22 protein-coding genes are annotated in these 26,934 nt (G+C 74.5%); 11 read left to right on the top strand and 11 right to left on the bottom strand.

Annotated features, from left to right (window positions below; all coding sequences use genetic code 11):
• Positions 1-26 precede the first annotated feature (26 nt).
• The 8 genes from ACWDXC_RS10200 to ACWDXC_RS10235 form a co-directional block, all read right to left on the bottom strand.
• Positions 27-1,049 (bottom strand): leucine-rich repeat domain-containing protein, encoded by a 1,023-nt coding sequence (locus tag ACWDXC_RS10200; RefSeq protein WP_449980247.1) that lies wholly within the window; start codon positions 1,047-1,049, stop codon positions 27-29.
• Positions 1,046-3,400, bottom strand: a complete 2,355-nt coding sequence (gene cutA, locus ACWDXC_RS10205; RefSeq protein WP_449980250.1) for an aerobic carbon-monoxide dehydrogenase large subunit — start codon at positions 3,398-3,400, stop codon at positions 1,046-1,048. Before cutA ends, ACWDXC_RS10200 begins: the two co-directional genes overlap by 4 nt.
• The gene (locus ACWDXC_RS10210; protein WP_219506696.1) at positions 3,397-3,894 is read right to left on the bottom strand and encodes a (2Fe-2S)-binding protein; all 498 of its coding nucleotides are present in this window, start codon (positions 3,892-3,894) and stop codon (positions 3,397-3,399) included. Before ACWDXC_RS10210 ends, cutA begins: the two co-directional genes overlap by 4 nt.
• A complete protein-coding gene (locus ACWDXC_RS10215; RefSeq protein ID WP_449980253.1) occupies positions 3,891-4,727 on the bottom strand; it encodes an FAD binding domain-containing protein in 837 nt (278 codons plus the stop codon). Before ACWDXC_RS10215 ends, ACWDXC_RS10210 begins: the two co-directional genes overlap by 4 nt.
• Entirely contained in the window at positions 4,724-6,082 is a 1,359-nt protein-coding gene (locus tag ACWDXC_RS10220) for a uracil-xanthine permease family protein (RefSeq protein ID WP_219506700.1), read from the bottom strand. Before ACWDXC_RS10220 ends, ACWDXC_RS10215 begins: the two co-directional genes overlap by 4 nt.
• Positions 6,083-6,190: 108 nt before the next feature.
• Complete coding sequence (locus ACWDXC_RS10225; protein WP_219506702.1) at positions 6,191-7,510, bottom strand: uracil-xanthine permease family protein; 1,320 nt, start codon at positions 7,508-7,510, stop codon at positions 6,191-6,193.
• Between the two features lie 57 nt (positions 7,511-7,567).
• The gene (locus tag ACWDXC_RS10230) at positions 7,568-7,777 is read right to left on the bottom strand and encodes an RNA-binding S4 domain-containing protein (RefSeq protein WP_219506709.1); all 210 of its coding nucleotides are present in this window, start codon (positions 7,775-7,777) and stop codon (positions 7,568-7,570) included.
• Between the two features lie 11 nt (positions 7,778-7,788).
• Positions 7,789-9,426 carry a PucR family transcriptional regulator gene (locus ACWDXC_RS10235; protein ID WP_449980257.1) on the bottom strand — a complete coding sequence of 546 codons (1,638 nt, stop codon included), beginning with the start codon at positions 9,424-9,426 and terminating at the stop codon, positions 7,789-7,791.
• A gap of 130 nt (positions 9,427-9,556) precedes the next feature.
• Between ACWDXC_RS10235 and ACWDXC_RS10240 the strand changes: the two genes are divergently transcribed.
• The 6 genes from ACWDXC_RS10240 to ACWDXC_RS10265 all read left to right on the top strand — a co-directional run bounded on the left by ACWDXC_RS10240 (position 9,557) and on the right by ACWDXC_RS10265 (position 18,172).
• Positions 9,557-10,408 (top strand): DUF2877 domain-containing protein, encoded by an 852-nt coding sequence (locus tag ACWDXC_RS10240; RefSeq protein WP_375072167.1) that lies wholly within the window; start codon positions 9,557-9,559, stop codon positions 10,406-10,408.
• A gap of 138 nt (positions 10,409-10,546) precedes the next feature.
• Positions 10,547-12,265, top strand: a complete 1,719-nt coding sequence (locus ACWDXC_RS10245) for an FdrA family protein (RefSeq protein ID WP_449980259.1) — start codon at positions 10,547-10,549, stop codon at positions 12,263-12,265.
• Complete coding sequence (locus ACWDXC_RS10250; RefSeq protein ID WP_449981007.1) at positions 12,265-13,635, top strand: DUF1116 domain-containing protein; 1,371 nt, start codon at positions 12,265-12,267, stop codon at positions 13,633-13,635. Before ACWDXC_RS10245 ends, ACWDXC_RS10250 begins: the two co-directional genes overlap by 1 nt.
• Positions 13,636-13,763: 128 nt before the next feature.
• Entirely contained in the window at positions 13,764-15,989 is a 2,226-nt protein-coding gene (locus ACWDXC_RS10255; RefSeq protein ID WP_449980262.1) for a protein kinase domain-containing protein, read from the top strand.
• A gap of 23 nt (positions 15,990-16,012) precedes the next feature.
• Positions 16,013-16,825 (top strand): MOSC domain-containing protein, encoded by an 813-nt coding sequence (locus ACWDXC_RS10260; protein ID WP_449980264.1) that lies wholly within the window; start codon positions 16,013-16,015, stop codon positions 16,823-16,825.
• A gap of 63 nt (positions 16,826-16,888) precedes the next feature.
• Complete coding sequence (locus ACWDXC_RS10265; RefSeq protein WP_449980266.1) at positions 16,889-18,172, top strand: MFS transporter; 1,284 nt, start codon at positions 16,889-16,891, stop codon at positions 18,170-18,172.
• Between the two features lie 6 nt (positions 18,173-18,178).
• Here the strand turns inward: ACWDXC_RS10265 and ACWDXC_RS10270 are convergent, their stop codons facing one another.
• Both ACWDXC_RS10270 and ACWDXC_RS10275 read right to left on the bottom strand, forming a co-directional pair.
• Positions 18,179-19,741, bottom strand: coding sequence for a bifunctional 3'-5' exonuclease/DNA polymerase (locus ACWDXC_RS10270; RefSeq protein WP_449980268.1), 1,563 nt, complete (start codon positions 19,739-19,741; stop codon positions 18,179-18,181).
• 21 nt (positions 19,742-19,762) lie between these two features.
• On the bottom strand, positions 19,763-21,247 hold the full coding sequence (locus tag ACWDXC_RS10275; protein WP_449980270.1) for a metallophosphoesterase family protein: 1,485 nt from the start codon (positions 21,245-21,247) through the stop codon (positions 19,763-19,765).
• A 132-nt stretch (positions 21,248-21,379) separates the two neighbouring features.
• On the opposite strand from ACWDXC_RS10275, the gene ACWDXC_RS10280 reads away from it, so the two are divergent.
• The gene (locus ACWDXC_RS10280; RefSeq protein ID WP_357589518.1) at positions 21,380-21,787 is read left to right on the top strand and encodes a hypothetical protein; all 408 of its coding nucleotides are present in this window, start codon (positions 21,380-21,382) and stop codon (positions 21,785-21,787) included.
• Here ACWDXC_RS10280 and ACWDXC_RS10285 read toward each other — a convergent pair.
• Entirely contained in the window at positions 21,784-23,358 is a 1,575-nt protein-coding gene (locus tag ACWDXC_RS10285) for an FAD-binding oxidoreductase (protein WP_449981009.1), read from the bottom strand. The genes ACWDXC_RS10280 and ACWDXC_RS10285 overlap by 4 nt on opposite strands.
• Positions 23,359-23,389: 31 nt before the next feature.
• On the opposite strand from ACWDXC_RS10285, the gene ACWDXC_RS10290 reads away from it, so the two are divergent.
• From ACWDXC_RS10290 to ACWDXC_RS10305, 4 genes are all read left to right on the top strand, one after another.
• Positions 23,390-23,899: a TetR/AcrR family transcriptional regulator gene (locus ACWDXC_RS10290; protein ID WP_449980274.1), complete on the top strand. Its 510-nt coding sequence runs from the start codon at positions 23,390-23,392 to the stop codon at positions 23,897-23,899.
• Complete coding sequence (locus ACWDXC_RS10295) at positions 23,892-25,421, top strand: glycerol-3-phosphate dehydrogenase/oxidase (RefSeq protein WP_449980277.1); 1,530 nt, start codon at positions 23,892-23,894, stop codon at positions 25,419-25,421. Before ACWDXC_RS10290 ends, ACWDXC_RS10295 begins: the two co-directional genes overlap by 8 nt.
• 53 nt (positions 25,422-25,474) lie before the next feature.
• Positions 25,475-26,389 (top strand): sucrase ferredoxin, encoded by a 915-nt coding sequence (locus ACWDXC_RS10300; protein WP_449980280.1) that lies wholly within the window; start codon positions 25,475-25,477, stop codon positions 26,387-26,389.
• Positions 26,390-26,490: 101 nt separating this feature from the next.
• Entirely contained in the window at positions 26,491-26,802 is a 312-nt protein-coding gene (locus ACWDXC_RS10305) for a WhiB family transcriptional regulator (protein ID WP_125634885.1), read from the top strand.
• Positions 26,803-26,934: the final 132 nt, after the last annotated feature.

The following is a 26,934-nucleotide window of genomic DNA, read 5'->3' on the forward strand; positions in this document are numbered from 1 at the left end:
GGCGGCCCGGTTCAGCGGGCGATGGTTCAGCGCAGGATGACGCAGCCCCGGGCGGCCAGCTCGCGCAGCACCGGCGGGTCGCCGTCGAGCTTGTTCCAGCGCAGGTCCAGCTTGTCCACGTACGGCAGGCGCTCCGGGAGGTCGCGCAGCCGGTTGTTGCGCAGGTCGAGGTGGCTGAGCCGGTCCAGCTTGGCCAGCTCGGCGGGCACGGCGCGCAGGTGGTTGTCGCGCAGGTCGAGCGTCCGCAGCTCGGCCAGCTCGCCGACGGAGGCGGGCAGCGCGGTCAGCCGGTTGCCGCGCAGGTGCAGCTCGCGCAGCCGGGTCAGGCCGCCGATGCTCCCGGGCAGCTCCGTCAGCTGGTTGTCGTAGAGCCGCAGCTCCACCAGCGACGCCATCCGGCCGATCGTGGCGGGGAGCCGGGTGAGCCGGTTGCCGGTCAGGTTGAGGTAGCCCAGCCGGTCGAGCCTGCCGAGGGTGTCGGGGACCTCGGTGAGGCCGTTGTCGCTGGCGTACAGGTAGTCGGTGAGGGGCAGCTCGCCCAGCTCGGGCGGCAGCGCGGTGAGCCGGTTGTGGCCCAGGTCGAGCATGCGCAGCCGGGTCAGGCGGGCGACGGCGGGCGGGATCGACGTCAGCGCGTTCTCGGCCAGGTTGAGCGATTCGAGCCGGGTCAGCTCCCACACGGCGCCGGGCACGGCGCTCAGCCGGTTGCCGCCGACGGCCAGGTGGCGCAGGCCCGGAGGGAGCCGGTCGGGGATCGTCTCGACGGCGTTGCCGTACAGGAAGAGGCTCTCCAGCCCCGGCGGGCAGGCGGGGAAGGCGGTGAGCGCGTTGCCGTCGAGGTGGAGCTCGCGCAGGGCGGCGAGCCCCGACAGGTCGGGCAGCGAGCGCAGCCGGTTGCCGTCGAGCCGCAGCTCCTCCAGCGCGGTCAGCCCGGTCACGCTCGCGGGCAGCTCGGTCAGCTCGTTCCAGGCCAGGTCGACGACGCGGGCGCCGGCGGGCAGGGCGGGGGGCGCGGTCAGGCCCGCGGCGGGCGCGCGCAGCTCGCTCACGCGCCCTCGCGCAGGTGGAACAGGTCGGACGGGGAAAGCGGCATGCGGTCGATGCTAATGCCTTCGGCGTCCTCGACCGCCGAGGCGATCACCGCCGACACCGGGATGACGCCCGCCTCGCCCGCGCCCTTGATGCCGAGCGGGTTGAGCGGCGACGGCGTCTCCAGGTGGCCGGTCTCGATGGGCGGGATCTCGGTCGCGTACGGCATGAGGAAGTCCATGAACGAGGCGTTGAGCAGCTGCCCGTCGCCGTCGTAGGCCATCCGCTCGTACAGGGCGCCGCCGATGCCCTGCGCCACTCCCCCGTGGATCTGCCCCTCGACGATCATCGGGTTGATCAGCCGCCCGCAGTCGTGCACGACGGCGTAGCGCACGACCTTGATCTCGGCGGTCTCCGGGTCGGTCTCGACGACGGCCGCGTGCATGCCGGCGGCGAACGTGGACCGGATCGGCGAGTAGTAGCCGCGCCCCTCCAGCCCCGGCTCCTCGCCCGGCTCGACCGGCGGCCGGTCGGGGGACGCGGCCCCGGCGAACTGGGTGGCGCGGGCCGTCTCCTCGTCGAAGGCGTAGCGCAGCGGGTTGGCCAGCACCGCCACCGTGCCCAGCGGGATCGACGCCGACGGCGCGCCCACGACGTGCACGAGCCCGTCGGTGACGGTCAGGTCGGCCGGGTCGGCCTCCAGCGCGGCGGCGGCGACGCGCAGCGCCTTGGCGCGCACCTCGGCGCAGGCCAGCGCGATCGCGTTGCCGCTCATCACGGCGGCGCGCGAGGCGAACGTGCCGACGGCGTAGCCGAAGCGGCGGGTGTCGCCGGTGACGACGGAGACCCGCTCGACGGGCACGCCCAGCTCGGTCGCGGCGATCTGGGCGAACGCGGTCTCGTGGCCCTGCCCCTGCGAGGTGAGCCCGGTGGAGACGTGCACCCGCCCGTCGGAGGTGATCTGCACGTGGCCGCCCTCGTACGGGCCGACGCCCGTGCCCTCGACGTAGCAGCCGATGCCGATGCCCCGGCCGGGCGCCCGCTCGAAGGTGTCCCAGCCGATCAGTTCCTTGATCATGCGCAGCATCTCGGGGTAGTCGCCGCTGTCGTAGACGAGCGGGCGGCCGTCCTGGAAGGTCAGGCCCTGGTCGTACGGGAACTCCTCCGGCCGGATCAGGTTCGCCGCCCGCACCTCGGTCCGGTCCTTGCCCAGGTACCGGGCGATCTTGTCCATGGTCCGTTCCATGCAGAACACGCCCTGCGGCCGCCCCGCCCCCCGGTACGGCGTGACCTGGACGGTGTTGGTGTAGACGGCGGTGAACTCGACCCGGTACGCCCCGATCCGGTAGGGCCCGAGGAGCTGCGTGGACGTGACGATCGGCACGATGATCCCGTACGGCGTGTAGGCGCCGTGGTCGTGCAGGATCGACACGTCCAGCCCGAGCACCCGTCCCTCGTCGTCAAACCCGACCCGCACCCGGTGCACCTGGCCGCGCTCGTGGGCGGCGGCGACGAAGTGCTCGCGCCGGTCCTCGGCCCACTTGACCTCCCGGCCGAGCAGCATGGCCGCCCACGGCACCAGCAGCTCCTCCGGCCACGGGTGCACGATCTTGACGCCGAACCCGCCGCCCACGTCCGGGGCGATGACCTCGACATGTGGCAGCGGCAGCTCCAGCGCGGCGGCGATGGCCATGCGGACGCTGGTCGAGGTCTGGGTGCTGGAGTAGACGCGCAGGTCGGCGCCGTCCCAGCGGGCGTAGACGCCGCGGCCTTCGAGCGGCATGCTCGCGCTGCGCTCGATGTCGAGCCGGAAGGAGAGCGTGTGCGGGGCCGCGGCGATCGCGTCGGCGGCGCTCCGGCCGCCGGCCGACGGCACCTCCTGCACCAGGTGGGCGCCGACGTTGCCGGGCACGTCGGCGTGCACGAGCCGGTCGCCGCGCGCGGCCTCCTCCAGCCCGGCGACGGGTTCGAGCACCTCGTAGTCGACCTCGATGAGCGCGCAGGCGTCCTCGGCCAGGTAGCGGTCCTCGGCGACGACCATGACGACGGGCTCGCCGACGTGGCGGACGACGTCGCGGGCCAGCGGGCGGGCGGTGCGGCCGTGGGTGAGCGCCGGGTGCGGGATGAGCAGCGGCAGCGGCCTGCCGATCCGCTCGGGCAGGTCCTCCCAGGTGTAGACGGCGACGAGGCCGTCGACGTCGAGGGCGCCGCTGACGTCGATGTCGCGGATGCGGGCGTGCGCGTGCGGCGAGCGGACGAACGCGGCGGCGAGCGCGCCGGGGCCGAGGTCGTCGAGATAGCGGCCCTGCCCGGTGAGCAGCCTGGGGTCCTCCCTGCGCGGCATCGGCTCGCCGAACAGCCGGGTGCTCATGACTCCTCCGCCATGAGCTCGGCCGCGCGGTGCACGGCCTTGACGATGTTGCGGTAGCCGGTGCAGCGGCACAGGTTGCCCGAGATGCCCTCGGTGACCTGTTCGTCGGTGGGTGTCGGGTGCTCGCGCAGCAGCGCGGTCACCGTACACAGGAAGCCCGGGGTGCAGAAGCCGCACTGGAGCGCGTGGCACTCGGCGAAGGCCCGCTGGACGGGCGAGAGCCCGCCGGGGCCTGCCAGCCCCTCGACGGTGGTGATGTCGCGGCCGTCGACGGTGACCGCGAGCGTCAGGCAGGAGCGGACGGGCTCGCCGTCGAGCAGCACCGTGCAGCAGCCGCACACGCCGTGCTCGCAGCCGACGTGGGTGCCGGTCAGGCCCAGGTCGTGGCGCAGGCAGTCGGACAGCAGCCGCCTGCCGGGCACCCGGGCGCGGCGTGCGACGCCGTTCACCACCAGCGTGATCTCGTGCGGGGACGCTGCTCGCCCGTCGGTCATGCCGCCGCCTCTCTCGCCGTCCGTTCGGCCCGCTCGGCCGCCTGCCGTGCCAGCACGCCGACGAGATGCAGCCGGTACGCGGCGCTGGCGTGCACGTCGCCGTCCGGCTCCGCCCGCTCGCGCACGGCGTCGGCGGCGCTCTTCCAGTCGGCGCCCAGGTCCGCCACGAGCGGCACGGGGCCGACGCCGATGCAGGCCAGCCGCGCCGAGGCGACGCGCAGGTCGTCGTCCAGCGTGACGACGGCGCAGACGCCGGCCAGCGCGTAGTCGCCGTGCCTGCGCGAGACCTCGGCGAAGGCGGTGCCGGTGCGCGGCGGCAGCGCCGGGAAGTGCGCCGACACGGCCAGCTCGCCGGGCCGCAGCGCCGACTCCATCGGGCCGGTGAAGAACTCGGCGGCGGGCACGTCCCTGGGGGCGGCGCCCGCGCGGGCCACCCGCACCGAGCCGCCGAGCACGGCCAGGACCGCGGGCAGCTCGGCGGCCGGGTCGGCGTGCGCGAGGCTGCCCACGACGGTGCCCCGGTTGCGGATCACCGGATGGGCGACCAGGCGCAGCGCCTGGCCGAGCAGCGGGTGGACGCCGGCCTTCGCCACCCGGGCGTGGCGGGCCAGCGCGCCGACGGTGACGCCGTCCGGCCCGGCCTCGACCGTGTCGAGCTCGGTGAGGCGGTTGATGTCGACGACGTGCTCGGGGGCGGCCAGGCGCATGTTGAGCATCGGGATGAGGCTCTGGCCGCCGGCGAGCACCTTGCCGCGCGGCCCCGCCTCGGCCAGGATCTCCAGGGTCTCGCCGACGTCGCGGGGCGCGTGGTGGACGAACGGGGGCGGCTTCACCCGGCTTCGCTCCCGGCAGGCGCGGGGGTGCGGCGGGCGATGACGCGCAGCAGGTGCCAGCCGCCCACCACCACGATGGTGCCGAGCGCGATGCCCTCCAGCCTGAAGTCCCCGCTGATCATGTGCTTCACCGGTCCGATCGCCAGGATGATTCCCGCGCCGATCGGGACCATGTTGACCGGGTCCGCGAAATCGACCCGGTTCTCGATCCAGATCTTCGCCCCGAGCAGCCCGATCATGCCGTAGAGGATCACGGTGACGCCGCCGAGCACGCCCGCGGGCGTCGCGGAGACCAGCGCCCCGAACTTGGGCACCAGCCCGAACGCGATCGCGATGAGGCCCGCGATGTAGTAGGCGGCCGTCGAGTAGACCTTGGTGGCGGCCATGACGCCGATGTTCTCGGCGTAGGTGGTGGTGGGCGAGCCGCCGACGGCGCTGGTGACCACGGTGGCGAGTCCGTCGGCGGCGACGGCGCGGCCCACGTACGGGTCGACGTCGGTGCCCGTCATCTCGCCCACGGCCTTGACGTGGCCGATGTTCTCGGCGACGAGCGCGATGACCGCGGGCAGCACCAGCAGGACGGCCGAGGCCTCGAAACCGGGCCAGTGGAAGTCCGGCCAGCCGAACCACGGCGCCTGCGCCACCTTGCCGAGGTCGACGCGGAAGTGCGCCGCGACCTGGACGGCGCCGTCGTCGTAGGCGGGCACCATGCCGAACAGCCGGTCGGCCGCCCACGAGAGCGCGAAGCCCGCCACGAGCCCGACGAGGATGCCGATCCGGCCGAGGAACCCCTTGAACGCCACCACGACCACGAACGTGATCAGCATCGTGACCAGCGCCATCCACTGGTCCTGCGGCCAGTAGACGTCGGCCACCACGTACGCCAGGCCGAACCCGATGAGCATGACCACCGCCCCGGTGACCACCGGCGGGAACACCCGGTTGATCACCCGGACGCCGAGGAAGTGCACCGCCAGCCCCACCAGCGCCAGCACGAGCCCGGCCACCAGGATCGCCCCGGTGACGATCGCGTCGGCCCCGGCCGTGTCGCCGCCGAACAGCGCCCGCACGGCCAGCACCCCGCCCACGAACGACGCGCTGGTGCCCAGGTAGCTGGGCACCTTCCCCTTCACGATCAGCAGGAACAGGATCGTCGCGACCCCGGACATCATGATCGCCACGTTCGGGTCGAGTCCCATGACGAGCGGGAAGACGAACGTCGCCCCGAACATCGCCACCACGTGCTGGGCCCCGAACCCGGCCATGCGGGGCCAGCTCAGCCGCTCGTCAGGCCGTACGACCTCGCCGGGAGCCAGATGTCTGCCGTCGCCGTGTCTGGTCCATCTCAGAGCCATGCGAGCCCCTCTTCGCCCGGACCGCCTTGCCGCGTTGCGGGCACATTAGGCCCGCCCGCGCGCACGTACACGGGCATGATCTGCCAAAACTGCGCGGCTGACCAGAGATCAGGCTTCCCGGCGCGGCCGGGCCAGGTGAAGCAGGTGGTAGCCGGCCAGCAGCACGATCGTGCCCAGCGCGATGCCGCTCAGCGCGAACGTGTCGGTGACCGGGAAGGCGACCGGGCCGATCGCGCAGATGATGCCCGCCCCGGTGGGCAGCAGGTTGACCGGCTCGGCCAGGTCGACCTTGTTCTCCATCCAGATCCGCGCGCCGAGCAGCCCGATCATCCCGTACAGGATGGTCGTGACGCCGCCGAGCACCCCGTCGGGGGTGGCGGCGATGAGCGCGCCGAACTTGGGGCACAGCCCGAACAGGATCGCGATCACGGCGGCGATGTAGTAGGCGGCCGTGGAGTAGACGCGGGTGGCGGCCATGACGCCGATGTTCTCGGCGTAGGTGGTGGTGGCCGGGCCGCCCACCGACGTGGCGACCACCGTGCCGACGCCGTCGGCCAGCACCGCCCGGCCCATGTACGCGTCGACGTCGGTCCTCGTCATCTCGCCGACGGCCTTGACGTGGCCGACGTTCTCGGCGATGAGCGCGATCACCACCGGCAGCACCAGCACGACGGCCGACACCTCGAACGCGGGACCGTGCAGCTCCGGCAGCCCGAACCAGTCGGCCTCGGCGACCTTCGACAGGTCCACCCGGTAGCGCTCGGTCGTCGCGCCGCTCGCGTCGGGCGTGGCGATCTTCCCGCCGACCAGGTCCCACACGTACGACAGCGCGAACCCGAACACCAGGCCCAGCAGCACGCCGATCCGGCCGACGAAGCCGCGGAACAGGCCGACGAACACCAGCGTCGCCACCATCGTCAGCAGCGCCACCCACGGATCGCGCGGCCAGTAGTTGTCGGCCGCCACGTACGCCATGCCGAACCCGATGAGCATCACCACGCCGCCGGTCACCACCGGCGGGAACACCCGGTGGATGATCCGCACCCCCAGCAGGTGGATCGCCAGCCCGGCCGCCGCCAGCACGACGCCCACCACCAGCAGCGCGCCCGTCACGGTCGCGCTGTCGCCGCCGCCCGCCCGGATCGCCACCACCGCGCCCACGAACGACGCGCTCGACCCGACGTAGCTCGGCACCTTGCCCTGCACGACCAGCAGGAAGATGATCGTCGCGACGCCCGACATCATCACGGCCAGGTTCGCGTCCAGGCCCATGAGCAGCGGGAACACGAACGTCGCGCCGAACATGGCGATGACGTGCTGCGCCCCGATCCCGGCCGTCCTGGGCCACGACAGCCGCTCGTCCGGCTTGACCACCTCGCCCGGCGTCAGCCTCTTGCCGTCGCCGTGCAGTTTCCACCCGAGCGCCATCCGCGTGCCCGTCCTCTCCGTAGTTCCGGAGAGCACAATAGGGGGTGACCTGCGATGTCAGTTCACGTGGATCTCGAAACCGTCGCCGCTGACCACCTGGCCGGAGCGGATCTTGCACGTCTTCCTGAGCTCCACCTCGCCGTCGACCAGCACCAGGCCCTCGGCGATCAGATGCTTGGCCATGCCGCCCGTCTCGGTGACGCCGCAGTATTTCAGCAGGTCGCACAGCGGGATGAAGTCGTCGCGCAGCTCGAATTCCAGGTCCACGGAGAGCAAGCCTAGATGCCGCGCATGCGCAGCACGTGCAGGGCCAGTGTCAGGTTGAGGCGCAGGTGGGGGTCGTCGGTGAAGTTGCCCAGCAGGCGCTCCAGCTTGCCGATGCGGTAGCGCAGCGTGTTGTAGTGGAAGTGCAGCCGCCGGGCGGTCTCGGCCACGTTGAGGTTCGTCTCCAGCAGGACCTGGAGGGTGCGGCGCAGGTCGGCGTTCTCGGCGTCGGCGTCGGACGACAGCGGGCCGAGCGTCTCCTTCACGAACGCGTGCAGCTCGTCGGTGTCGCTGACCAGCGACAGCAGCCGGTAGACGCCGAGCTGGTCGAAGTGCGCGACCGCGCCGGGGCCGTGCAGCTGGCGGCCGACGCGCGCCGCCTTGAGCGCCTGCGTGTACGCCTCGGGCAGCGTCGCCACCCCCGGGCTCGGGCGGGAGGTGCCGGTGGAGAACGTCGCCGGCGGCACGTCGGCGAACCCGGCGGCGGCGTCCCTGGCCAGCCTGGACGCGTCCACCTCCGCGCCCACCACGGCCACCACCTCGTGCGAGAAGCCCGCGACCGCGCCGCCCGGGTCGTGGCGGCGCAGCGCGGCCGTCCAGCAGGTGACCAGGCGGTCCTGGGCGGTGCGCTCGTCGCTGTCGGGGTCGAGCTCGGCCACCAGCACCGTGACGGGCCGCTCCAGGTCCCAGCCGAACGCCCGCGCCCGCGCCGCCACCCGCTCGGCCGTGCCGGCCCGGCCGGTGAGCACGTCCCGCAGGAAGTCGGCCCGGTACTTCGACTCGACGGCGTGGACGGCCTCCTGGCGGGTGACGGCCAGCGCCGCGACCGTCGCGGCCCGTTCCAGGATGCCGACGTCGCTGTCGCGGATCGCCCCGGCGGGGCTGTAGGCGACGATCCGGCCATGGTGGTGCCCGCCCGCCGTCACCGGCACCGACGCCATCACCCGCCCGCGCGGCCCCGCCCCCGGCTGACCCGCCTGACCCGGCTGCCCGTGGCCGGCCGAGGCCGGGAGGCCGTCGTGGGCGGCCGACTCGCGCAGCGCCGCCACGTGCTCCCGCGGGCCCGCCGCAGCCAGCACCCGGCCGCGCCCGTCGACCGCCGCCACCGCCACGTCCAGCAGCGCCGCCACCTCGGCGGTCACCTCGTCCAGCCCGCCGCCCGCCAGCACCACCTGCACCAGGGCCCGGTGCGCCTCCTCCGCCCGCACCAGCACCGCCGCCTGCCGGTTGAGGATGTCGGTCAGCACCTGGTTGAGGATGTCGTCGAAGCCGACGTCGTTCGGCAGCAGGATCAGCGGGAAGCCCAGCCGCTCCGCCTGCTCGGCCATCTCCGCGGGCAGCTCGTCCACGTAGCGGCCCAGCTTGATCCCCAGCGCCGCCAGCCCGCGCTCGTCCAGGTCAGCGACCAGGCGGCCGAGCGACTGCGGCGTGTTGCGCAGCGGGTAGCCCGTCGTCAGCAGCAGCTCGTGCGGCTTGACCCAGGCCAGGATGTCGGGCACCTCCATGACGTTGAGGCGCTGCACGATGCGGCCCAGCCCGCGCTCCCCCGCGATCAGCCGGGCGCCCGCGAGCGTCGACACGCCCAGCACCTCCCCGACGGACACACCGTGAATGATCGTTCCGGTGCTGGCGAGACGGACCGGGGGCTCCATGGGGTGATTGTGACCCGAGAAACGTCTGGCAGGAAGAGCCAACCTTCCCGCTGACTGTTGGCAAATTTCTCCGTACGGAGGGTTGCCCGGCGCGTTCTACGGTCAGGTCCAAGGTCGATAGGGAGGTCCGGTGACGGTCGGCACTCACGCGGGGCGCGCACGCGCCCACGTCACGGGCGCCGCCAGCGCGGCCGTGCGGCCCGTCCTGGAGGCGCCCCGGCGGCCCGCCCGGGTGCTGGCCGCCTTCGCCGCCGGCATCTACCTGGAGGTCAGGACCGACCTGGAGCCGTCGGTGATCGCGGTCATCACGGGCGGGGCGTCCCGGCTGCCCAACTCCGTCCTCCTCTCCGCTCCCCTGCCGCACGTCACCGTGGGCGACGACGCCCACGTCGGCGACGGGTCCGTCGAGCTCGGCCGGCTCAGCCTGCGCGCCCGCCGCTGGTGGGACCCCGCCCCGCCCCTCGGCCCCGTCGACCCGGCCCGCCTCGCCGCCGTGACGCTCCCGCCTCCGCCTGCGGGGCCCGCGCTCGCCGGGCACCCCGCCGTCGATCTGCTGGCCGTGAGCTGCGCGTCCGGGCGGCTGGTCGGCGCGGTCACCGCCGCCGAGCAGCTCGTCGGCCTCGGGCCGGGGCTCACCCCGAGCGGCGACGACGTGCTGGCCGGGCTGCTGGTGACGCTGCGCCACCTCGGCGCCGCGACCGGCGCCGGGCAGGCGGTCAAGCTCGCCGGCTGGCTCGCCGCCGCCGTCACCTACGACGCCCGCACCCGCACCACGCCGATCTCCGCGACGCTCCTGCACTGCGCGGCGCGCGGCCAGGCCGGGCCCGAGGTCGTCGCCGTCCTGCGCGCCCTCGCCGGACGCCAGGCGCTCGAACCGGCCCTGCGCCGCCTCCACGCCCTCGGCCACACCTCCGGCGCCGACCTCGCCCAGGGCATCGCCATCGGCCTCGACGCCGTCCTCGCCCTGGGCGGCCGCCGATGACCCGCCCCCTGGGCGGGCGCCCTTCCACGCGGGACCGGCGTCCCGTCCCCGGGCGCCGCGCCGGACGGTCGTCCCGCCCGCTCGGGGGGCCGCCGTCCCCCGGGTTTCCGTACGGGGTTCCCGGTCCTGGGGGTCGGCATGGGTGATGCGGTGTTCGTGCGCCGGGGCGTCTACCACGACTCGGTGACGCTCATGCGGGCCGGTACGGGCCTGCCGGGGGCAGAGGTGGCGGTGGTGGCGATGGCCACGCAGCTGAACCTCGGCCTGGCCCGCGACCTGGGCTTCGACGTGCCCGCGGCGGACCCGGGCGACCTGCTGGTGGCGCTGCGGGGCGACGACGTGGCCGGGGCCGCCGAGGAGCTGGACCGGCGGCTCACCGAGCGGGCCCCGCCGGGCCGGGAGGCGGAGCAGCCGCCGCGCACCACCCGGTCGGCCGCCAGGTCGCCCGCCGACCTGGTGCTGGTGTCGGTGCCGGGCGAGCACGCGTTCGCCGAGGCGCTGGACGCCGTGGAGGCCGGGCTGCCGGTGATGATCTTCAGTGACGGGGTGCCCGTCGAGCAGGAGCGGCTGCTCAAGGAGCGGGCGGACGAGCGCGGGGTCCTGGTCATGGGCCCCGACTGCGGCACCGCCGTGATCGGCGGGGTCGGGCTGGGCTTCGCGAACGTGCTGCGGCCCGGCCCGGTGGGCGTGGTCGCCGCGTCGGGCACCGGGGCGCAGCAGGTGACGTGCCTGCTCGACCTGGCCGGGGTGGGGGTCAGCCATGTGCTGGGGGTCGGCGGGCGGGACCTGTCGGTGGAGATCGGCGGCCGGTCCACCGTGCGGGCGCTGCGCATGCTGGACGACGACCCGGCGACCGAGCTGATCGTGCTGATCTCCAAGCCGCCGTCGCCCGAGGTGGCGGCGGCCGTACGGGAGGTGGCGGGGGCGCTGCGCACGCCGGTCGTGACGGCCGTGCTCGGCGGGGACGCCGACCTGACGTCGGCGGCCGAGGAGGCCCTGCGGGCGCTGGGCGTGCCGGTGCCCGACTGGCCGTCGTGGACGGCCCCTGGCGACGTCGCGGCGTCCGGCGGGGACGGGACCGGTAGCGGGGCCGATGGCGGGACCGGTGGCAGGACCGGTGGCGGGGCCGGGGGCGGGCGGGCGCTGGTCGGCTTGTACGCCGGGGGCACGTTGTGCGCGGAGGCGGCGGCGGTCGCGGGCCGGGGGGAGTTCACCGACTACGGGGACGACGCTTACACGCGGGCGCGTGCGCATCCGATGATCGACCCGACGCTGCGGCTGGAGGCGTTGCGGAAGGTGCCGCCGGACGCGGTGGTGCTGATGGACGTGGTGCTCGGGCACGGGGCCGACCCCGACCCGGCAGCCGCGCTGGCCCCGGCGATCGCGGCGTCCCGGGCCACGGTCGTGGTCGCGCTGGTCGGCACCGAGGGCGACCCCCAGGGGCTCCGGCGACAGGCCGAGACCCTCCGGGCCGCCGGGGCCGCCGTCTTCGCCTCCAACGCCCGCGCCGCCCGCTTCGCCGCCACCACCGCCAGCCACCCCCCATCCCCCGCCCCCGGTTCCGGTCCCGCTCACGCCCCCGCCTCCGCTCCCGGTCCCGCTCCCGGTCCTGGTCCCGGTCCCGGGGCTCCCGGGGCTCGCGGGGCCGCCGCTCCCGGCCCCGGGTCGGGTCCCGGGTCGGGTCCCGATGTCCTCGGGGCCGCCGCTCCGGCCCTCGGAGCTCCCGGGGCCACTCGCCTCGACTCCGGTCCCGGTCCCGGGGTGCCCGGGGCCGCCGCTCACGGCCCTGGGTCCGGTCCTGGCTCCGGGTCCGCGTCTGGAGGGGCTTGGCCGGGGTCGGTTACGGAGGTGTCGTGATGGTGCTGGACGGGCCGCCGAGAGTGATCACCGTGGGGGCCGAACCGCTGGCGGAGGCGTTGCGGGAGCAGGCCGCCGACACCGTGACCGTGGCGTGGCGGCCGCCGATGGCGGGGACGGCCGAGGCGCTGGCGCGGGTGCTGGCGGATCCGCGCAGGCGGGCGGCCAACGAGCTGGCGGTGCGCCGGATGACCGGTGCCCGCCCGTACCTGGCGGGGGTGCGGCGGGCGTCGGAGCTGCTGCGGCTGCCCAGGGGCATGTTCCTGCACGCGGGCCCGCCGATCACGTGGCGGCGGGCGTCGGGGCCGCTGCGCGGGGCGCTGATCGGCGCGATGCTGCTGGAGCGGTACGCGCCGGACGAGCGGGCCGCCGAGCAGGCGCTGGCCTCGGGTGACGTCCTGCTGGAGCCGTGTCACGGGCACGGCGCGGTGGGGCCGATGGCGGGGGTGGTCAGCCCGTCGATGTGGCTGTTCGAGGTGCGGGACGACGAGCACGGCGGTGTCGCGTACTGCTCGCTCAACGAGGGCCTGGGCAAGGTGCTGCGGTACGGCGCGTACGGGCCGGAGGTGCTGGAGCGGCTGCGCTGGATGGACACGGTGCTGGGCCCGGTGCTGTCGGCGGCGGTGGAGCTGGCGGGCCCGATCGACCTGCGGGCGATGATCGCCCAGGCACTGCAGATGGGCGACGAGCTGCACAACCGCAACCGGGCGGCCACCTCGCTGCTGCTGCGGGAGCTGGCTCCGGCGGTGGTCGACGCGGCTCCGGCGAACGCGTCGGACGTGCTGCGGTTCATCGCGGGCAACGACCATTTCTTCCTGAACGCGGCGATGGCGGCGGCCAAGGTGAGCACCGACGCGGCGCGGGACGTGCCGGGCTCGTCGCTGGTGGTGGCGATGGCGCGCAACGGCACGGACTTCGGCGTGCAGGTGTCGGGGCTGGGGTCGCGCTGGTTCACCGGCCCGGCGGGGGTGCCGGACGGGCTGTTCCTGGGCGCGTACGGGCCGGGCGACGCGAACCCGGACATCGGCGATTCCACGATCACGGAGACGTCGGGCCTGGGCGGGTTCGCGATGGCGGCGGCCCCGGCGATCGTGCGGTTCGTGGGCGGCGAGGTGGCGGACGCGGTGGCGGCGACCCGGTCCATGTACGAGATCACGCTGGCGGAGCATCCGGCCTACCAGATCCCGTCGCTGGGCTTCCGGGGGACGCCGGTGGGGATCGACGTGGCGCTGGTCGCCAGGACCGGGCTGCTGCCCGTGGTCAACACGGGCATCGCCGGGCGTGTCGCGGGCACCGGGCAGGTGGGGGCGGGGCTGGTGAGCCCGCCCGCAGAGGCGTTCACCAGCGCGCTCGCGGCCCTTGCAGGCTGACGTATCGGCAGGTCAGGGCTTCTGTAAGGAAGGTTTGGCTTCACACCCGGAATGGCCTGCCTATATCGTGGCGAATCTCATTAATCTGGAACGTATGCCGCGACGCAGGTAACAGATGGGGGCGTGACATGGCAGCCGACCGCGTACTCAGCGGCCCCGGCGCCGAGGGCGGCGCCTCACAGAGCCAGGGCCGCCTGATCGGCCGCCGATACCGCCTGATGTCGCCGGTGGGCCGGGGCGGCATGGGCATGGTGTGGCACGCCCACGACGTCCTGCTCGCCCGGGACGTGGCGGTCAAGGAGCTCATCCTGCCGTTCGGCCTGGACCACGCGGGCAAGCAGGTGGCGCACCGGCGGATGCTGCGCGAGGCGCGCTCGGCGGCCCGGCTCACGCACCCCGGCATCATCACCGTGCACGACGTCGTCGAGGAGGACGGCCGCCCGTGGATCGTCATGGAGCTGGTCCGCGCCTGGTCGCTGGAGCAGGCGGTGCGGCAGGGCGGCCCGCTGCCGGTGGTCCAGGCGGCCGAGATCGGCATCCGGGTGCTCGACGCGCTGCGGCACGCGCACTCGGCCGGGATCCTGCACCGTGACATCAAGCCGGGCAACGTGCTGCTCACCGCCGACCGGGTGGTGCTGACGGACTTCGGCATCGCCGCGATCGAGGGCGACGTGACGATCACGCAGACCGGCCTGCTCATGGGCTCGCCCGCCTACATCCCGCCGGAGCGGCTGTCGGGCCAGCCGCTGACCCAGGCGGCCGACCTGTGGTCGTTCGGGGCGACGCTGTACGCGGCGGTCGAGGGGCGGCCGCCGTACGAGGGGCCGGACGCGATCGCGGTCCTCGGCACGGTCCTCACGCAGGAGCCGAACCCGCCGCAGCGGGCGGGCGCGCTGCGGCCGGTCATCGACGGGCTGTTGCGCAAGAACCCGGCCGAGCGGCTGACCTCCGACCAGGTGGTGGAGCAGCTGGAGCGGGTGCTGCGCGCGCACGGCTCGGCCCGCCCGCGCGTGCCGGACGTGCCGCCGCCCCCGCCGCTGCCGCCCGACCCGGACTTCGGCGCGGACTTCGACGCGGGCGAGCCGCCGTCCGGGCCACTGCCGGGGCCGCCGTCCGGGCCGCTGCCGTCGCGGATCGTGGAGACCCCGTCGGGTCCGGTACGGGTCCCGTACGATCCGCTGGGCGGCTCGTCCGGCGGGTACGCGGTGGCGGGCCCGGCCGGCGGGCACCCGACCGACCAGCTCAGGCAGCCGCCGGCGGCGGACGGCTTCGACGCGTTCGGCAGCCGCTCCGGACCGCACCGCGTCCCGGAAGCCTCGTCGGGCTCGTACCCGCTGCCCGACCCCTCGTCCGGTTCGTACCCGCTGCCCGACCCTGCGTCGGGCTCGCACCGCATCCCCGACAGGTCCGGCCTGCACGACACGTCCGGGCCGCAGCGGATGCCGGAGGAGACGCCCGGGCCGCAGGAGGCGCCGTTCGTGGCGCGCGGCCTGCTCGACGGCCCGTCGAACCCGCCGCTGGGCGGCTACCCGAACGTGGACGACGACGAGCCGTCCGCGCCGCCGATCCTGCCGCTGACCAGCGACAGCCGGACCGCCGGCAGGTCCGCGCCGTGGCCGCTGGCCTCCCCCGACGACCTGCGCGACCAGTCCAGGGACCTGTCGCGCGAGATGCCGCACAGCCGCCTGGCCACGCTGCCGGGCGTGGCGCACCGCCAGACCAGGAGCAGGCGCAGGCCGGACGACTCGGGCAACGCCTGGGTGCGCGGCGGCAGGCCGACGCCGCTGCTGCTCCTCACGGCCGTGGCCGCCGTGGTCGCCGTCGTGGCGGCGCTGGTGCTGCTCTCCACCGGCGGCACGACGGAGCCGGCGGTGAGCGCGTCCCCGTCGGCGAGCGCCGCCGACGCCGCCCCCTCGCCGGTCCCCGACGGCTACCGGGAGCACACGCCGCCCGGCTTCACGGTGGCGCTGCCGGACAGCTGGAAGCTGACGTCGTCGGGCGACGAGGCCACGTTCACCGGCCCGAAGGACTCGGGCCTGACGATCGAGGTGGAGCAGGCGACGCCGCAGGCCGACGGCGGCCTGTCGGAGCTGACCCGGCGCGAGGCCGACGGCGGCGTCGACGCCTACATCCAGGTCCAGCTCCAGGCGGTGAAGTACCGCGGCTGGAAGGCGGCCGACTGGGAGTACACCTACACGACCGGCAACGGCGTCCCCATGCACGCCCTGACCAGGCACGTCACGATCAACGAGCGGACCGCGTACACGATCGCGTTCACGATGCCCGAGCTGCGCTGGGACGACGAGGCGGACACCCGCAAGGTCTTCCTGGACACCTTCCGCGAGACCACCTGATCGCCCCCTGTTACGGTCGCGGCATGGAGCTGGCGAACATCTACTTCTATCCGGTCAAGTCCACCACCGGTCACGAGCTGCGCAGTGCCGAGGTGGAGCCGTGGGGGCTGGCCGGTGACCGGCGCTACCTGGTCGTGGACGAGGCCGGCGAGCCGCTGACGGCGCGCGAGTTCCCGGTGATGCTGTCGTGCGTGGCGCGGCCGGACGGCGGCACGATCACGCTGACGGCGCCGGGCGCCGCCCCGTTGCGGGTCACGCCCACGGCGGCGCGGGTCATGGTCAGCGTGTGGGGGACGCCGGTGGAGGTGACCGACTGCGGCGACGACGCGGCGGCCTGGCTGGCGGCGCTGATCGGCCGGCCGGCGCGGCTGGCCTGGCTGGACGACCCGACCCGGCGTCCGGTGGACCCCGCCTACGGCCGCGCGGAGGACCGGGTGAGCCTGGCCGACGCCTACCCGCTGCTGCTGACCACGACGGCGTCGCTGGAGCAGCTCAACACCTGGGTGGCGGCCACGGCCGCCGAGCTGGGCGAGCCGGAGCCGCGGCCGCTGTCGATGCGCCGGTTCCGGCCGAGCGTGGTGGTCTCCGGGTCCGAGCCGTTCGCCGAGGACGCGTGGAAGCGGGTCCGGATCGGCGAGGTGGAGTTCAGGGGCGTCAAGCTGTGCGACCGGTGCGTGCTGACGACGGTCGACCCCGACACGTGGACCAAGGGCAAGGAGCCGATCCGCACGCTGGCCCGGCACCGCCGGTGGGACGGCAAGACCTGGTTCGGGCTCAACCTCATCCCCGACGGCACGGGCACGATCCGCCAGGGCGACCGGGTGACGGTGCTCTGAGCGCATCGGGACGGCCGACTGTCCTGTTTGGGGCCATCTCTGGGGTTATGCGAGACTTCACGGGTGACCAGCGCCCCCCCGAATGCTGAAATTTCGCCCCCTGGCCGGATCCGTGGCATCCAGCGCCGCATCCTCGTCGTGCTGTCGGCGGCGCAGATCGTGGGCGGGGTGGGCGTCGCCGTCGGGCTGGCCCTCAGCTCGGTGGTCGTCGACGACCTGTCGGGCTCGACGGTGATCAGCGGCTTCGCCGGGACCGCCACCGTGCTCGGCGCGGCGCTGCTGGCGCTGCCCACCGCCAAGGCCGCGGGCCGCAGCGGACGCCGGGCCGGGCTGGCGCTGGCCTACCTGGCGGCGCTGCTCGGCTGCGTGATCTCGGTGGCGGCCATCAGCATCGGCAACTGGCCGCTGCTGCTGGCCGGCCTGGTGCTGGTGGGCGGCGGCAGCGCCGGGAACCTGGCGGCCCGCTACTCGGCCACGGACCTGTCGCCGCCCGGCCACGCGGCCAGGCATCTGTCGCTGGTCGTCTGGGCGGCCACGTTCGGCTCGGTGGCGGGCCCGAACCTGGCCGAGCCCGCCGACCGGATCGGCATGGAGAGCCTGGGGCTGGTGGAGAAGGCCGGGCCGTTCGCGTTCGCGGCGCTGGCGTTCGCGGTCGCGCTGGTGATCATTTTGGCGGGCCTGCGCCCCGACCCGCTCAGGCTGGCCCGCGAGCTCGACGGCACGCAGTCGGCGGGCCGGGGCGGCAAGCGGACCGTCCGCACCGCCTGGCGCACGCTGCGCACGACGCCGATGGCCCGCAACGCGCTGGTGATGATCGCGGTCAGCCACACGGCGATGGTCTCGATCATGTCGATGACGCCGGTGAAGCTGCACCACGACGGCTCGTCCCTGGACGTGATCGGCATCGTGATCAGCCTGCACATCGCCGGCATGTACATGATGTCGCCGGTGGTCGGCTGGCTGGCCGACAAGGCGGGCCGGGTGCCGGTGCTGATGCTCGGCATGGGGCTGCTGCTGGCCTCGGCGGCGCTGGCGGGCACGGCCGGGCACCGGGTGTGGCAGGTGACGCTGGCGCTGTTCCTGCTCGGGCTGGGCTGGTCGTGCGGGCTGGTGGCGGGGTCGGCGCTGGTCAGCGAGTCGGTCGCGCTGGAGGCGCGGCCCGCCGTGCAGGGCCTGTCGGACCTGCTCATGAACGTGTGCGGCGCCACCGGCACGATCATCGCCGGGGCGATCGTCGGCGGCCTGTCGTACGGGGTGCTCGGGCTCGTGGTCGGAGTGATGGTGACCGCGGCCGGGCTCTGGCTGGTGGTCGTCCGGCGGCGCGCCGAAGACGCGGCGCCCGCCTAGGACCGGCTACTTCGCGTCGGCGTAGCAGCTCACCGCCACGGTCTCCATCGGGAAGCGGACCGGGGTCGGCCCGAACAGCAGCCTGCTCGCCTCCGCCGCGGCGGCCGACACCGCGGCCATGACCTCGCCGGCCCGGTCGAGCGGGCAGTGCACCATGACCTCGTCGTGCTGGAAGAACACCAGCCTGGCCGGGTCGGGCAGCATCCCGCGCAGCACCGCCATGAGGGCCAGCGCCCACTCGGCGGCCGTGGCCTGCACGACGAAGTTGCGGGTGAAGCGGCCCCGGTCGCGGGCCGCCCGGCCGCCCTCGGGCCCGGACACCAGCTCCCGCCAGCGGCCGGACGGCGGCGGGCTGGTGCGCCCGAGCCAGGACCGCACCACCCGCCCGTCCTCGCCCGCCTTGGCCGCGTCCTCGACGAACTGGTAGGCCCGGGGGAAGCGCTGGCGCATCACGGCCAGCAGCTTGGCGGCGTCGCCGCTGGTGCCGCCGTACATGGCCGACAGCATCGCGATCTTGGCGTGGTCGCGCTCGCCGCCGAACGCCTGGGCGAGGGCCGCGTAGAGGTCGATCTCCCCGGCGGCCCTGGCCAGCCCGGCGTCCCCGGCCATCGCGGCCAGCACCCGGGGCTCCAGCTGGGCGGCGTCGGCGACGACGAGGGTCCAGCCGTCGTCGGCCATCACCACGCGCCGCATCACCTTGGGGATCTGCAGGGCGCCGCCCCCGCTGGTCGCCCAGCGGCCCGACACGACGCCGCCCACCACGTACTCGGGCCGGAAGCGCCCACCGCGCACCCACTGGTCGGCCCACGCCCAGCCGTGGAAGCTGAACAGCCGGGCCAGCTCCTTGTAGGCCAGCAGCGGCGCGACGGCCGGGTGGTCGACCTTCTTGAGCTCCCACGAGCGGGTCGTCTTGAGCGCCACGCCCGCGCCCTTGAACGCCTTGACGAGCTGCTGCACCGAGTCGGGGTTGACCGGGTGGCCGAACGCCGCCGCCACCTCGTCGGCCAGCGCCTGCAGCCGGGCCGGGCGCATGCCGTGGACCGGGCGCGGCCCGAGCAGCTCGGTGAGCAGGGCGTCGTGCACGTCGCGCCGCCACGGCATGCCGTCGTGGCCCATCTCGGCGGCGATCAGCGCCCCCGCGGACTCGGCGGCCACCAGCAGCCGGAACCGCCCGGGGTCGGGCAGCGCCTCGATCCGGCGGAGCTGGTCGCCGAGCACCTCGGCGACCGCCTCGGCGGGCAGCGGCTCGGGCTCGAACAGGGTGCCGGGCACGCTCGGCTGCTCGTCGGGCACGGGCAGCCCGCGCAGCCTGGCGTGGGCGGCCCTGGCCGACCGGGGCTCGCCGTAGCGGCCCTCGTGCGCGAGCAGCAGGCCCTCGGTGAGGGCGAGGTCGTGGCAGCGCGAGACCCGCACCCCGGCCGTGAGCAGCGGCGGGTAGGACTCGCGCGTGTCGGCCCACACCCAGCGCGGCCGCTCTTGCTCCAGCTCGCGCACGGCCCGGGCCGGCGGGCCCGGCAGGGGCGCCTCGCCGATCCGCAGGACCGTCTCTCCCGCCACCACCGCGTACACGCCCCCCAGGGTGCCAGGCGGCTACGACAAAGCGATGCTCACCTCGTCCTCAAGCGGCGGGTCCTCCTCCTGCTTGCGGCATCCGGTGGCGGCGAAGCAGCGGATGGTCACCCGGTCCGGGGTGACCGAGAGGTGCAGGAACTGCTTGAAGAACGGCGGGGTGTCCCAGTCGGAGAACTCCGACAGGTAGCGGTGGAAGACCTGGCCCACCGGCAGCCGGAACGGCCACGGCCAGGAGCCGAGCAGCCGCGCCGCCCACCGCATCCGCCGCGTCACCGTGACCTGGCCGAGCGGGCGCACGGGGGTGTTCTTGATCTGCTCGGACATGATGCAGGCGGCCTCGTCCGGCGTCAGGTAGATCCACTTCATCCGCAGCCGCCTGGCGTAGAGCTGGCTGTAGAACGACAGCGAGTCGCCGCGCAGCGGGTAGCAGCGGAAGTCGTCCTCGTGCACGCCGCCGGCGTCGACCCGCCGGATGGTGTGGGTGGCGTGCATGAAGGCGCCGCTGCCGCCGGAGACGATGTACTGGATGACGCGGTCGCCGACCTTGACCGGGTAGCGCTGGTAGTTGTGCACGTCGCCGCCGATGGCCGCCACGTAGCGGTGGGCCGGGTCGCGGACGATGTCGTCGATCGTCCCGCCGCCCTCCAGGGGCGAGGGCTTGTAGTCGTTGCGCGTGTAGATCGGCTTGCCGGTGACGAGGATCTTGGGGCGTGGGTCGAGGGAGACGCGGCGCAGCCAGCCGGCCTGCTCGGCGTCGATCGCGCCCCTGATGCCGGTGTCGACGCCGACGACGAGCAGCGACGGGCTCTCGATGACCCAGTACGGGCCGGGCTGGGTGGCCTGCTGGGTGGGCTTGCCGCGCAGGGCGCGGGCCTCGGCCAGGGCGCTCTCGTCGACGGTCTCGGGCTTGCGCCACAGCAGCCCGCGCAGCCCCCGGTCGGGTCTGGGCTTGAGCGGGGGCGCGTCGCAGAAGACCCGCATGAAGCCGCCGAGCCCGTCGTACCAGTCGTGGTTGCCGGGGATGGCGTAGATCGGCGCGTCGTAGTCCTTGTAGGGGCGGAAGAACTTGTCGCGGTACTCGTTGCCGGACCCGGCGGGGTAGACGACGTCGCTGGCGATCACCGCGAAGGCGGTGCCGGCGCCGATGTTGAGCATCCCGGGGACGACCGCGTACTGGGAGGCGTCGCCCTCGCCGGTGTCGCCCAGCAGCAGGAAGCTGAAGCTGTCGCCCAGTCCCGGCGTGATCGCGAACCTGTCGCCGGCGCCGCGTTCGCGCTGCGCCGCGACCCACCGGCGGCGCACCTCGCCGGACGGGTCGCCGAACAGGCCGGCGAGGATCTCGTTCCTTGACCTCCACAGCGTGCGTAAGTCGAGCCAGCTGAAGCCCTGCCGGTCGGGCCGCAGTCCGGCGTACGTGCCGATCTCCTGGCAGGCCCAGCCGGCGCCCTCTTCGGACACCCGGGAGGACGCCTGCTTCCCCCGTTCTGCCGCGATTTCCACCATGACCACATCTTCGCCGTGCCGCCCGGGAAGCGCATCCTGAAACGGAGCGTGCCGTACCCGCCACAGAAGGTGCGCCATGGTGTAACCTCAATCGCCCCAAGCAAGCGGTTGTCGTCGCCAAGGAGGGCTCCCATGGCCCGGAACGGTTCCGATGACGCGCTCCGGCGGGGCACCACGGGGGTCGAGGCCGTCGAGGGCCTGCTCGCCTACGCGACGACTCGGCGCAGGTGGGGCGGGGGCGGGCTGCGCAGCGCCGACCGGGCCGTCGCGCTGAGCCGCGCCCTCGTGGCCGAGAACCCCGCCCACACGCCGCTGCTGGCCCGCGCGCTGCGCACGGCCGCCCGCCTGCACCTCGGCCACCGCCGCCCGGCCGACGCGCTGCCGCTGGCCGCGGAGTCGGTCGAGCTGGCCCGCCAGGCGGGCGGCCCCGCGCTGGTGCTGTCACTGGCGTGCCTGGCCGAGGTGTACGAGTCGCTCCAGCGTTACGGCGACGCCGCCGCGGCCCTGTCGGAGGCCGACGGCCACACGCCGCCCGCCTAGGCGATCAGCGCCCCGGGGTTGAGCACGCCCGCCGGGTCCACCTGGGCCTTCACCGCGCGCAGGATCGCCGAGCCGAGCGGGCCCACCTCGGCGGCGTGCGCGTCACGGTGGTCGCGGCCCACGCCGTGGTGGTGGGAGATCGTCCCGCCGGCCGTCACGATGGCCTCGTTCGCCGCCCGCTTGGCCCGCTCCCACTGCGCCACCGGGTCGCCGTCCTGGGCGATGACGACGGTGAAGTAGAGCGACGCGCCGGTCTCGTACACGTGGGAGATGTGGCACATGACCAGCGGCGTGCCGAGCGCGCCGAGCAGCGCGAGCCGGACCGCGTCGTACAGCCGGGGCAGGCCGGACCAGAAGCCGGCCGTCTCCAGCGTCTCGACGGTGGCCCCGGCGGCGAGCAGCGAGTCGCGCAGGTACGGCGCCTCGAAGCGGCCGCGCGCCCACGACTCGCCGGGCTCCTCCCCCAGCGGCACGCCGCCGAGGCCGGCCAGCACGGCGGCGACCTCGGCGCGGCGGGCCTCGGCGAGCGCGGCGGAGCCGCCGTCGGGCGTCTCGTGGCCGGCGATCAGCAGGCAGCCGGTGTCGCCGCCGCCGATGGCGTCGGGGCGGGCCAGGCCGATCATCGTCTCGGTCTCGTCCGACAGCCGCAGGACCGCCGGGAGCGCGCCGCCCTGGGCGAGCGCGCGCAGGGCGGCGGCGCCGGTGGCGAAGTCCGGCAGCCGCCAGCCCTCGAAGCCGCGGGCGGCGGGCAGGCGGCGCACGCGCAGGCGCAGCGAGGTGATGACGCCGAACGCGCCCTCCGAGCCGAGGACGAGCTGGCGCAGATCGGGCCCGGCGCCCGACTTGGGGGCGCGGCCCAGCTCCAGCGTGCCCGCCGGGGTGGCGAGGGTGAGCCCGGCGACCATGTCGTCGAAGCGGCCGTAGCCCGCCGACGCCTGGCCGCTGGAGCGCGCCGCCGCGAACCCGCCGAGCGTCGCGTACTCGTAGGACTGCGGGAAGTGGCCCAGCGTGAGCCCGTGCGCGGCCAGCAGCCGCTCGGCCTCGGGCGCGCGCACGCCCGGCTCGAACGTGGCGATCATCGACTCGGCGTCGACGCCGGTGAGCCGGTCCATCCGGCCCAGGTCCAGGCTGATCACGCCGGCGAACCCGGGGCCCGGGGACGCCAGGCCGCCGACGACCGAGGTGCCGCCGCCGAACGGGACGACCGCGACGCGCTCGGCCGAGCAGAGCCGCAGCACCTCCGTCACCTCGTCGTGGCCGCCCGGCCGCACGACCGCGTCGGGGGCGTCCGCGCCGTCGCCGGCGCGCAGGCGCAGCAGGTCCGGGGTGGACTTGCCGCGCGTGTGCCGGACGCGGGCCTCGCGGGAGGTGTCGACGTTCGCGGCGCCCACCAGGCCGGCCAGCGCCGCGAGCAGCCGGGGGGCGAGCGAGACGGGCGGCAGGCGTACGGACTCCAGGGTGGCGGCGGGCTCGGCCGGGGCGCGCACGCCGAGCAGGTCGCCCAGCAGCCGGGTGATCTCCTCGGGCAGGTCGCGGGCCTTGGCGGGGTCGCCCCACCCTGACCAGAGCATGGGTTCGGTTGGCACGCATACACTGTGACACATGCCGTCGATTCGTCACAATGAGGGCGTCCTGGACGCGGCCCGGGACTGCGTGCTGGCCTACGGGGTGCGGCGCACGACGCTGACCGACGTGGCGCGCCGGGCCGGGGTGTCGCGGATGACGATCTACCGCCACTGGCCGGACGTGCGCTCGCTGGTCGCGGACCTGATGACGCGCGAGTGGGTGGCGGCGATCGCCGGGCTCGACCTGTCGGACCCGGTGACGGCCGTGGTGACCGGGGTGCGGCGGCTGCGCGAGCACCCGCTGTGGCGCAAGATCGTCGAGGCGGACCCGGAGCTGCTGCTCCCCTATCTGCTGCACCGGCGGGGCGCCAGCCACGAGGCGGCGCTGGCCGCGCTGGAGCCCGCGCTGGGCGACGCCCGCAAGGCGCGGGCGGTGCTGCTGGTGGCGCAGGCGTGGCTGCTGTCGGCGCCGACGATGCTGGACCCGGTGACGCTCGACGAGCTGGACGACGAACTGCGCACACTGCTGGAGGGTTACGTTGGCTAAGCGGGACACCTCGCCGGACACCTCGCTGAACGCCGGCAGGAGGAGCCGCGAGCTGGAGCTCGTGGCGGAGGAGCGGGTGGACGTGCTCGTCGTGGGGCTGGGCGCGACGGGCGCGGGGGCGGCGCTGGACGCGGCGTCCCGGGGGCTCAGCGTAGCGGCGATCGACGCCCACGACCTGGCGTTCGGCACGTCCAGATGGAGCTCCAAGATGATCCACGGCGGCCTGCGCTATCTCGCCAAGGGCCAGGTCGGGGTGGCGTACGAGAGCGCGGTCGAGCGCGGCTTCCTGCTCAGGCGCACGGCCCCGCACCTGGTCCGGGCGCATCCGTACGTGCTGCCGCTGACGCGGGAGGTGTCGCGGCGGCAGCAGGCGCTGGTGATGGCCGGCTACCGGCTGGGCGACGGGCTGCGCGCGGCGGCCCGCACGCCGCGGCGGCTGCTGCCCGGCCCGTCGCGGCTGACGGCGGAGCGCACGCGGCGGCTGGTCCCGGCGCTGGACGGCGAGGGCCTGCGCGGCGGGCTGCTGTCGTGGGACGGGCGGCTGCTGGACGACGCCCGGCTGGTCGTGGCCGTCGCCAGGACGGCGGCCGGGCAGGGCGCGCGGGTGCTGACCCGGTGCCGGGCGCTGGAGCTGACCGGCACGGGCGCGCGGGTGCGCGACGAGCTCACCGGGCGCGAGTTCGCGATCCGGGCCCGGGTGGTGATCAACGCGACGGGCGTGTGGGCGGGCGGCCTGGACCCGTCGGTGCGGCTGCGGCCCTCGCGCGGGACGCACCTGGTGCTGCGGCCGGGCACGCTGCCGGGCATGTACGCCGGGATGCACGTGCCGATCCCGGGCGAGCGCAACCGGTTCGCGCTGGTGCTGCCGCAGCCCGACGGCCGGGTGCACGTGGGGCTGACGGACGTGGCGGTGGACGGGCCGGTGCCCGACGTGCCCGAGGCGCCCGAGGAGGACGTCAGGACGCTCCTGGAGGTGCTGAACGGGGTTGTCGGGACTGAGGTGACACGGGAGGCGGTGGCGGGCGCGTACGCGGGCCTGAGGCCGCTCCTGGCGGCCGACGGGCGGACGGCCGACCTGTCGCGGCGGCACGCGGTGCTCGCGGGCGACGGCGTGGTCACGGTGGTCGGCGGCAAGCTGACGACGTACCGGCGGATGGCCGAGGACGCGGTGGACCGCGCCGCGGAGCTGGCGGGGCTGCGCGCCGGCCGCTGCCGCACGGCCTCGCTCCCCCTGGTGGGCGCCGGGCCGGCGCGGCGGCCGTCGTCGGTGCCGGAGGGGGCGGCGGGCACGTGGCGGCGGCTGACCGAGCGCTACGGGGCCGAGGCCGCGGCGGTGTGGCCGCTCGTGCGCGATCACCCGGAGCCGGTCGGGCTCGGGCTGAGCGTGGGCGACCTGCTGTGGTCGGCGCGGCACGAGGGCGCGCTCGACGCCGCGGACCTGCTCGACCGGCGGACCCGGCTCGGGCTGGTGCCGGAGGACCGGCAGGCGGCGGCCGGAGCGGCGGAATCGGCGATCGCCTGACACCTCGCCATCCCGTTAGGTTAGTCTTACCTAATTCGCGGAAGGGGGACGGTGTGGCGAAGGGCTGTGAACACGCGGAGGGGTGCCACACCGGTGGCATACCCACCCTGGCCAGTGCGACGGTGGGGGCCCGGCTGTGGCTGCTCGTCGAGCACGAGGGCCCGTGGCCGGCCCGCCTGGAAAGCTCAGAACTTCCTGAGAACATCGCCAAACTCGTCACCAGAGCCCTCGAACGCGGTATCAGGCCGCAGCTGATCCGCCGTCCCGGACGCCGTACCCGCCCACGGAACCGGGACATCCGTGTGCTAGTGGCGTACGGGGTCGGAGACGCGCCCTGGCTGGCCAGCGGTGTCGTCGCAGGTCCTGACGATCTTGACCTGGACGCGCTGGTGGCCGGAGTGGTCCCCGAGTCCTGCATACTTGAAGACGAGCCGGTATTTCTGGTGTGCACGCACGCCAAGCGCAACGCGTGCTGCGCCCGCATTGGATTGCCCCTCGCTCGGTCCCTGGCGGATTTTCTGCCGGACAGAGTGTGGGAAACGTCACACGTTGGCGGCGATCGCTACGCCGCCAACCTTGTGTGCTTGCCACACGGAATTTTCTACGGCAGCATGTCTCAGGCTGCTGCGATCGCAGCGGCAGACGCGTACCGGTCGGGCGAGGTCATTCTCGACCGTCTCCGGGGACGCGCAGGCATCCCTGAGCCATTGCAAGCCGTGGAGCACTTCGCCCGAGCCCATACGGGAGAGCGCTCCGTCGGCGCGGTGGCCGTGGAATCCTCAAGGTCGGACGGCGACGTCACCGAAGCCATCGTGCGCTGCGGAGACGTCCGGTTCCAGGTTGTGGTCAAGCCATCGGCGTGCCAAGCGCCGTGTGGCACGGGTTGCGCCGAGACGATCACCACCTACCGGCTGGTTTCGCTGGACAGGCTCACGCCTGTGCGGTACGCCACGCCAGCCCTCACCTGACCAAGGGAACATCACGGTCTCGCTTTGCGTTGGAACAGTGACGCCGAAAGCGTCCAATGCGGCTCAATTACCGAAATACCTCTCAAGAAGGTGGTTTTCTCATGTCTCAGGTACGTCGGCAGCTCGCCCGCCCGCGCCCCAGCTGGGGTTGGCAGGATGATGCCGCGTGCCGGGGTGAGGACCTCGTGCTCTTCTTCGGCCCTGACGGAGAGCGGCAGCCCGAGCGTGACGTACGTGAGCGGAAGGCCAAGGCGATCTGCGCCGGGTGCCCGGTCCGCAACGAGTGCCTGGACTACGCGCTGTCCCGTCCGGAGAAGTACGGCACGTGGGGTGGCCTGAACGAGGACGAGCGCGCCTCCGAGCGTCGCCGTCGCATGCGCCGCGCCGCCAGCGCCGGCATCTCCGCCGCCTGACACCCGGCAGCATTCCCCGCGCAGATCATCGCGTGATCACGCAGTTGTCCCGATGAACCGGAGCCTGGCACACCGCGCTCAGGCTCCGGCGAACCCGGTCGGGACAACTGCCTGATCAGGCAGCTCACCCCG

It is taken from the genome of Nonomuraea sp. NPDC003214 (genome assembly GCF_053590035.1).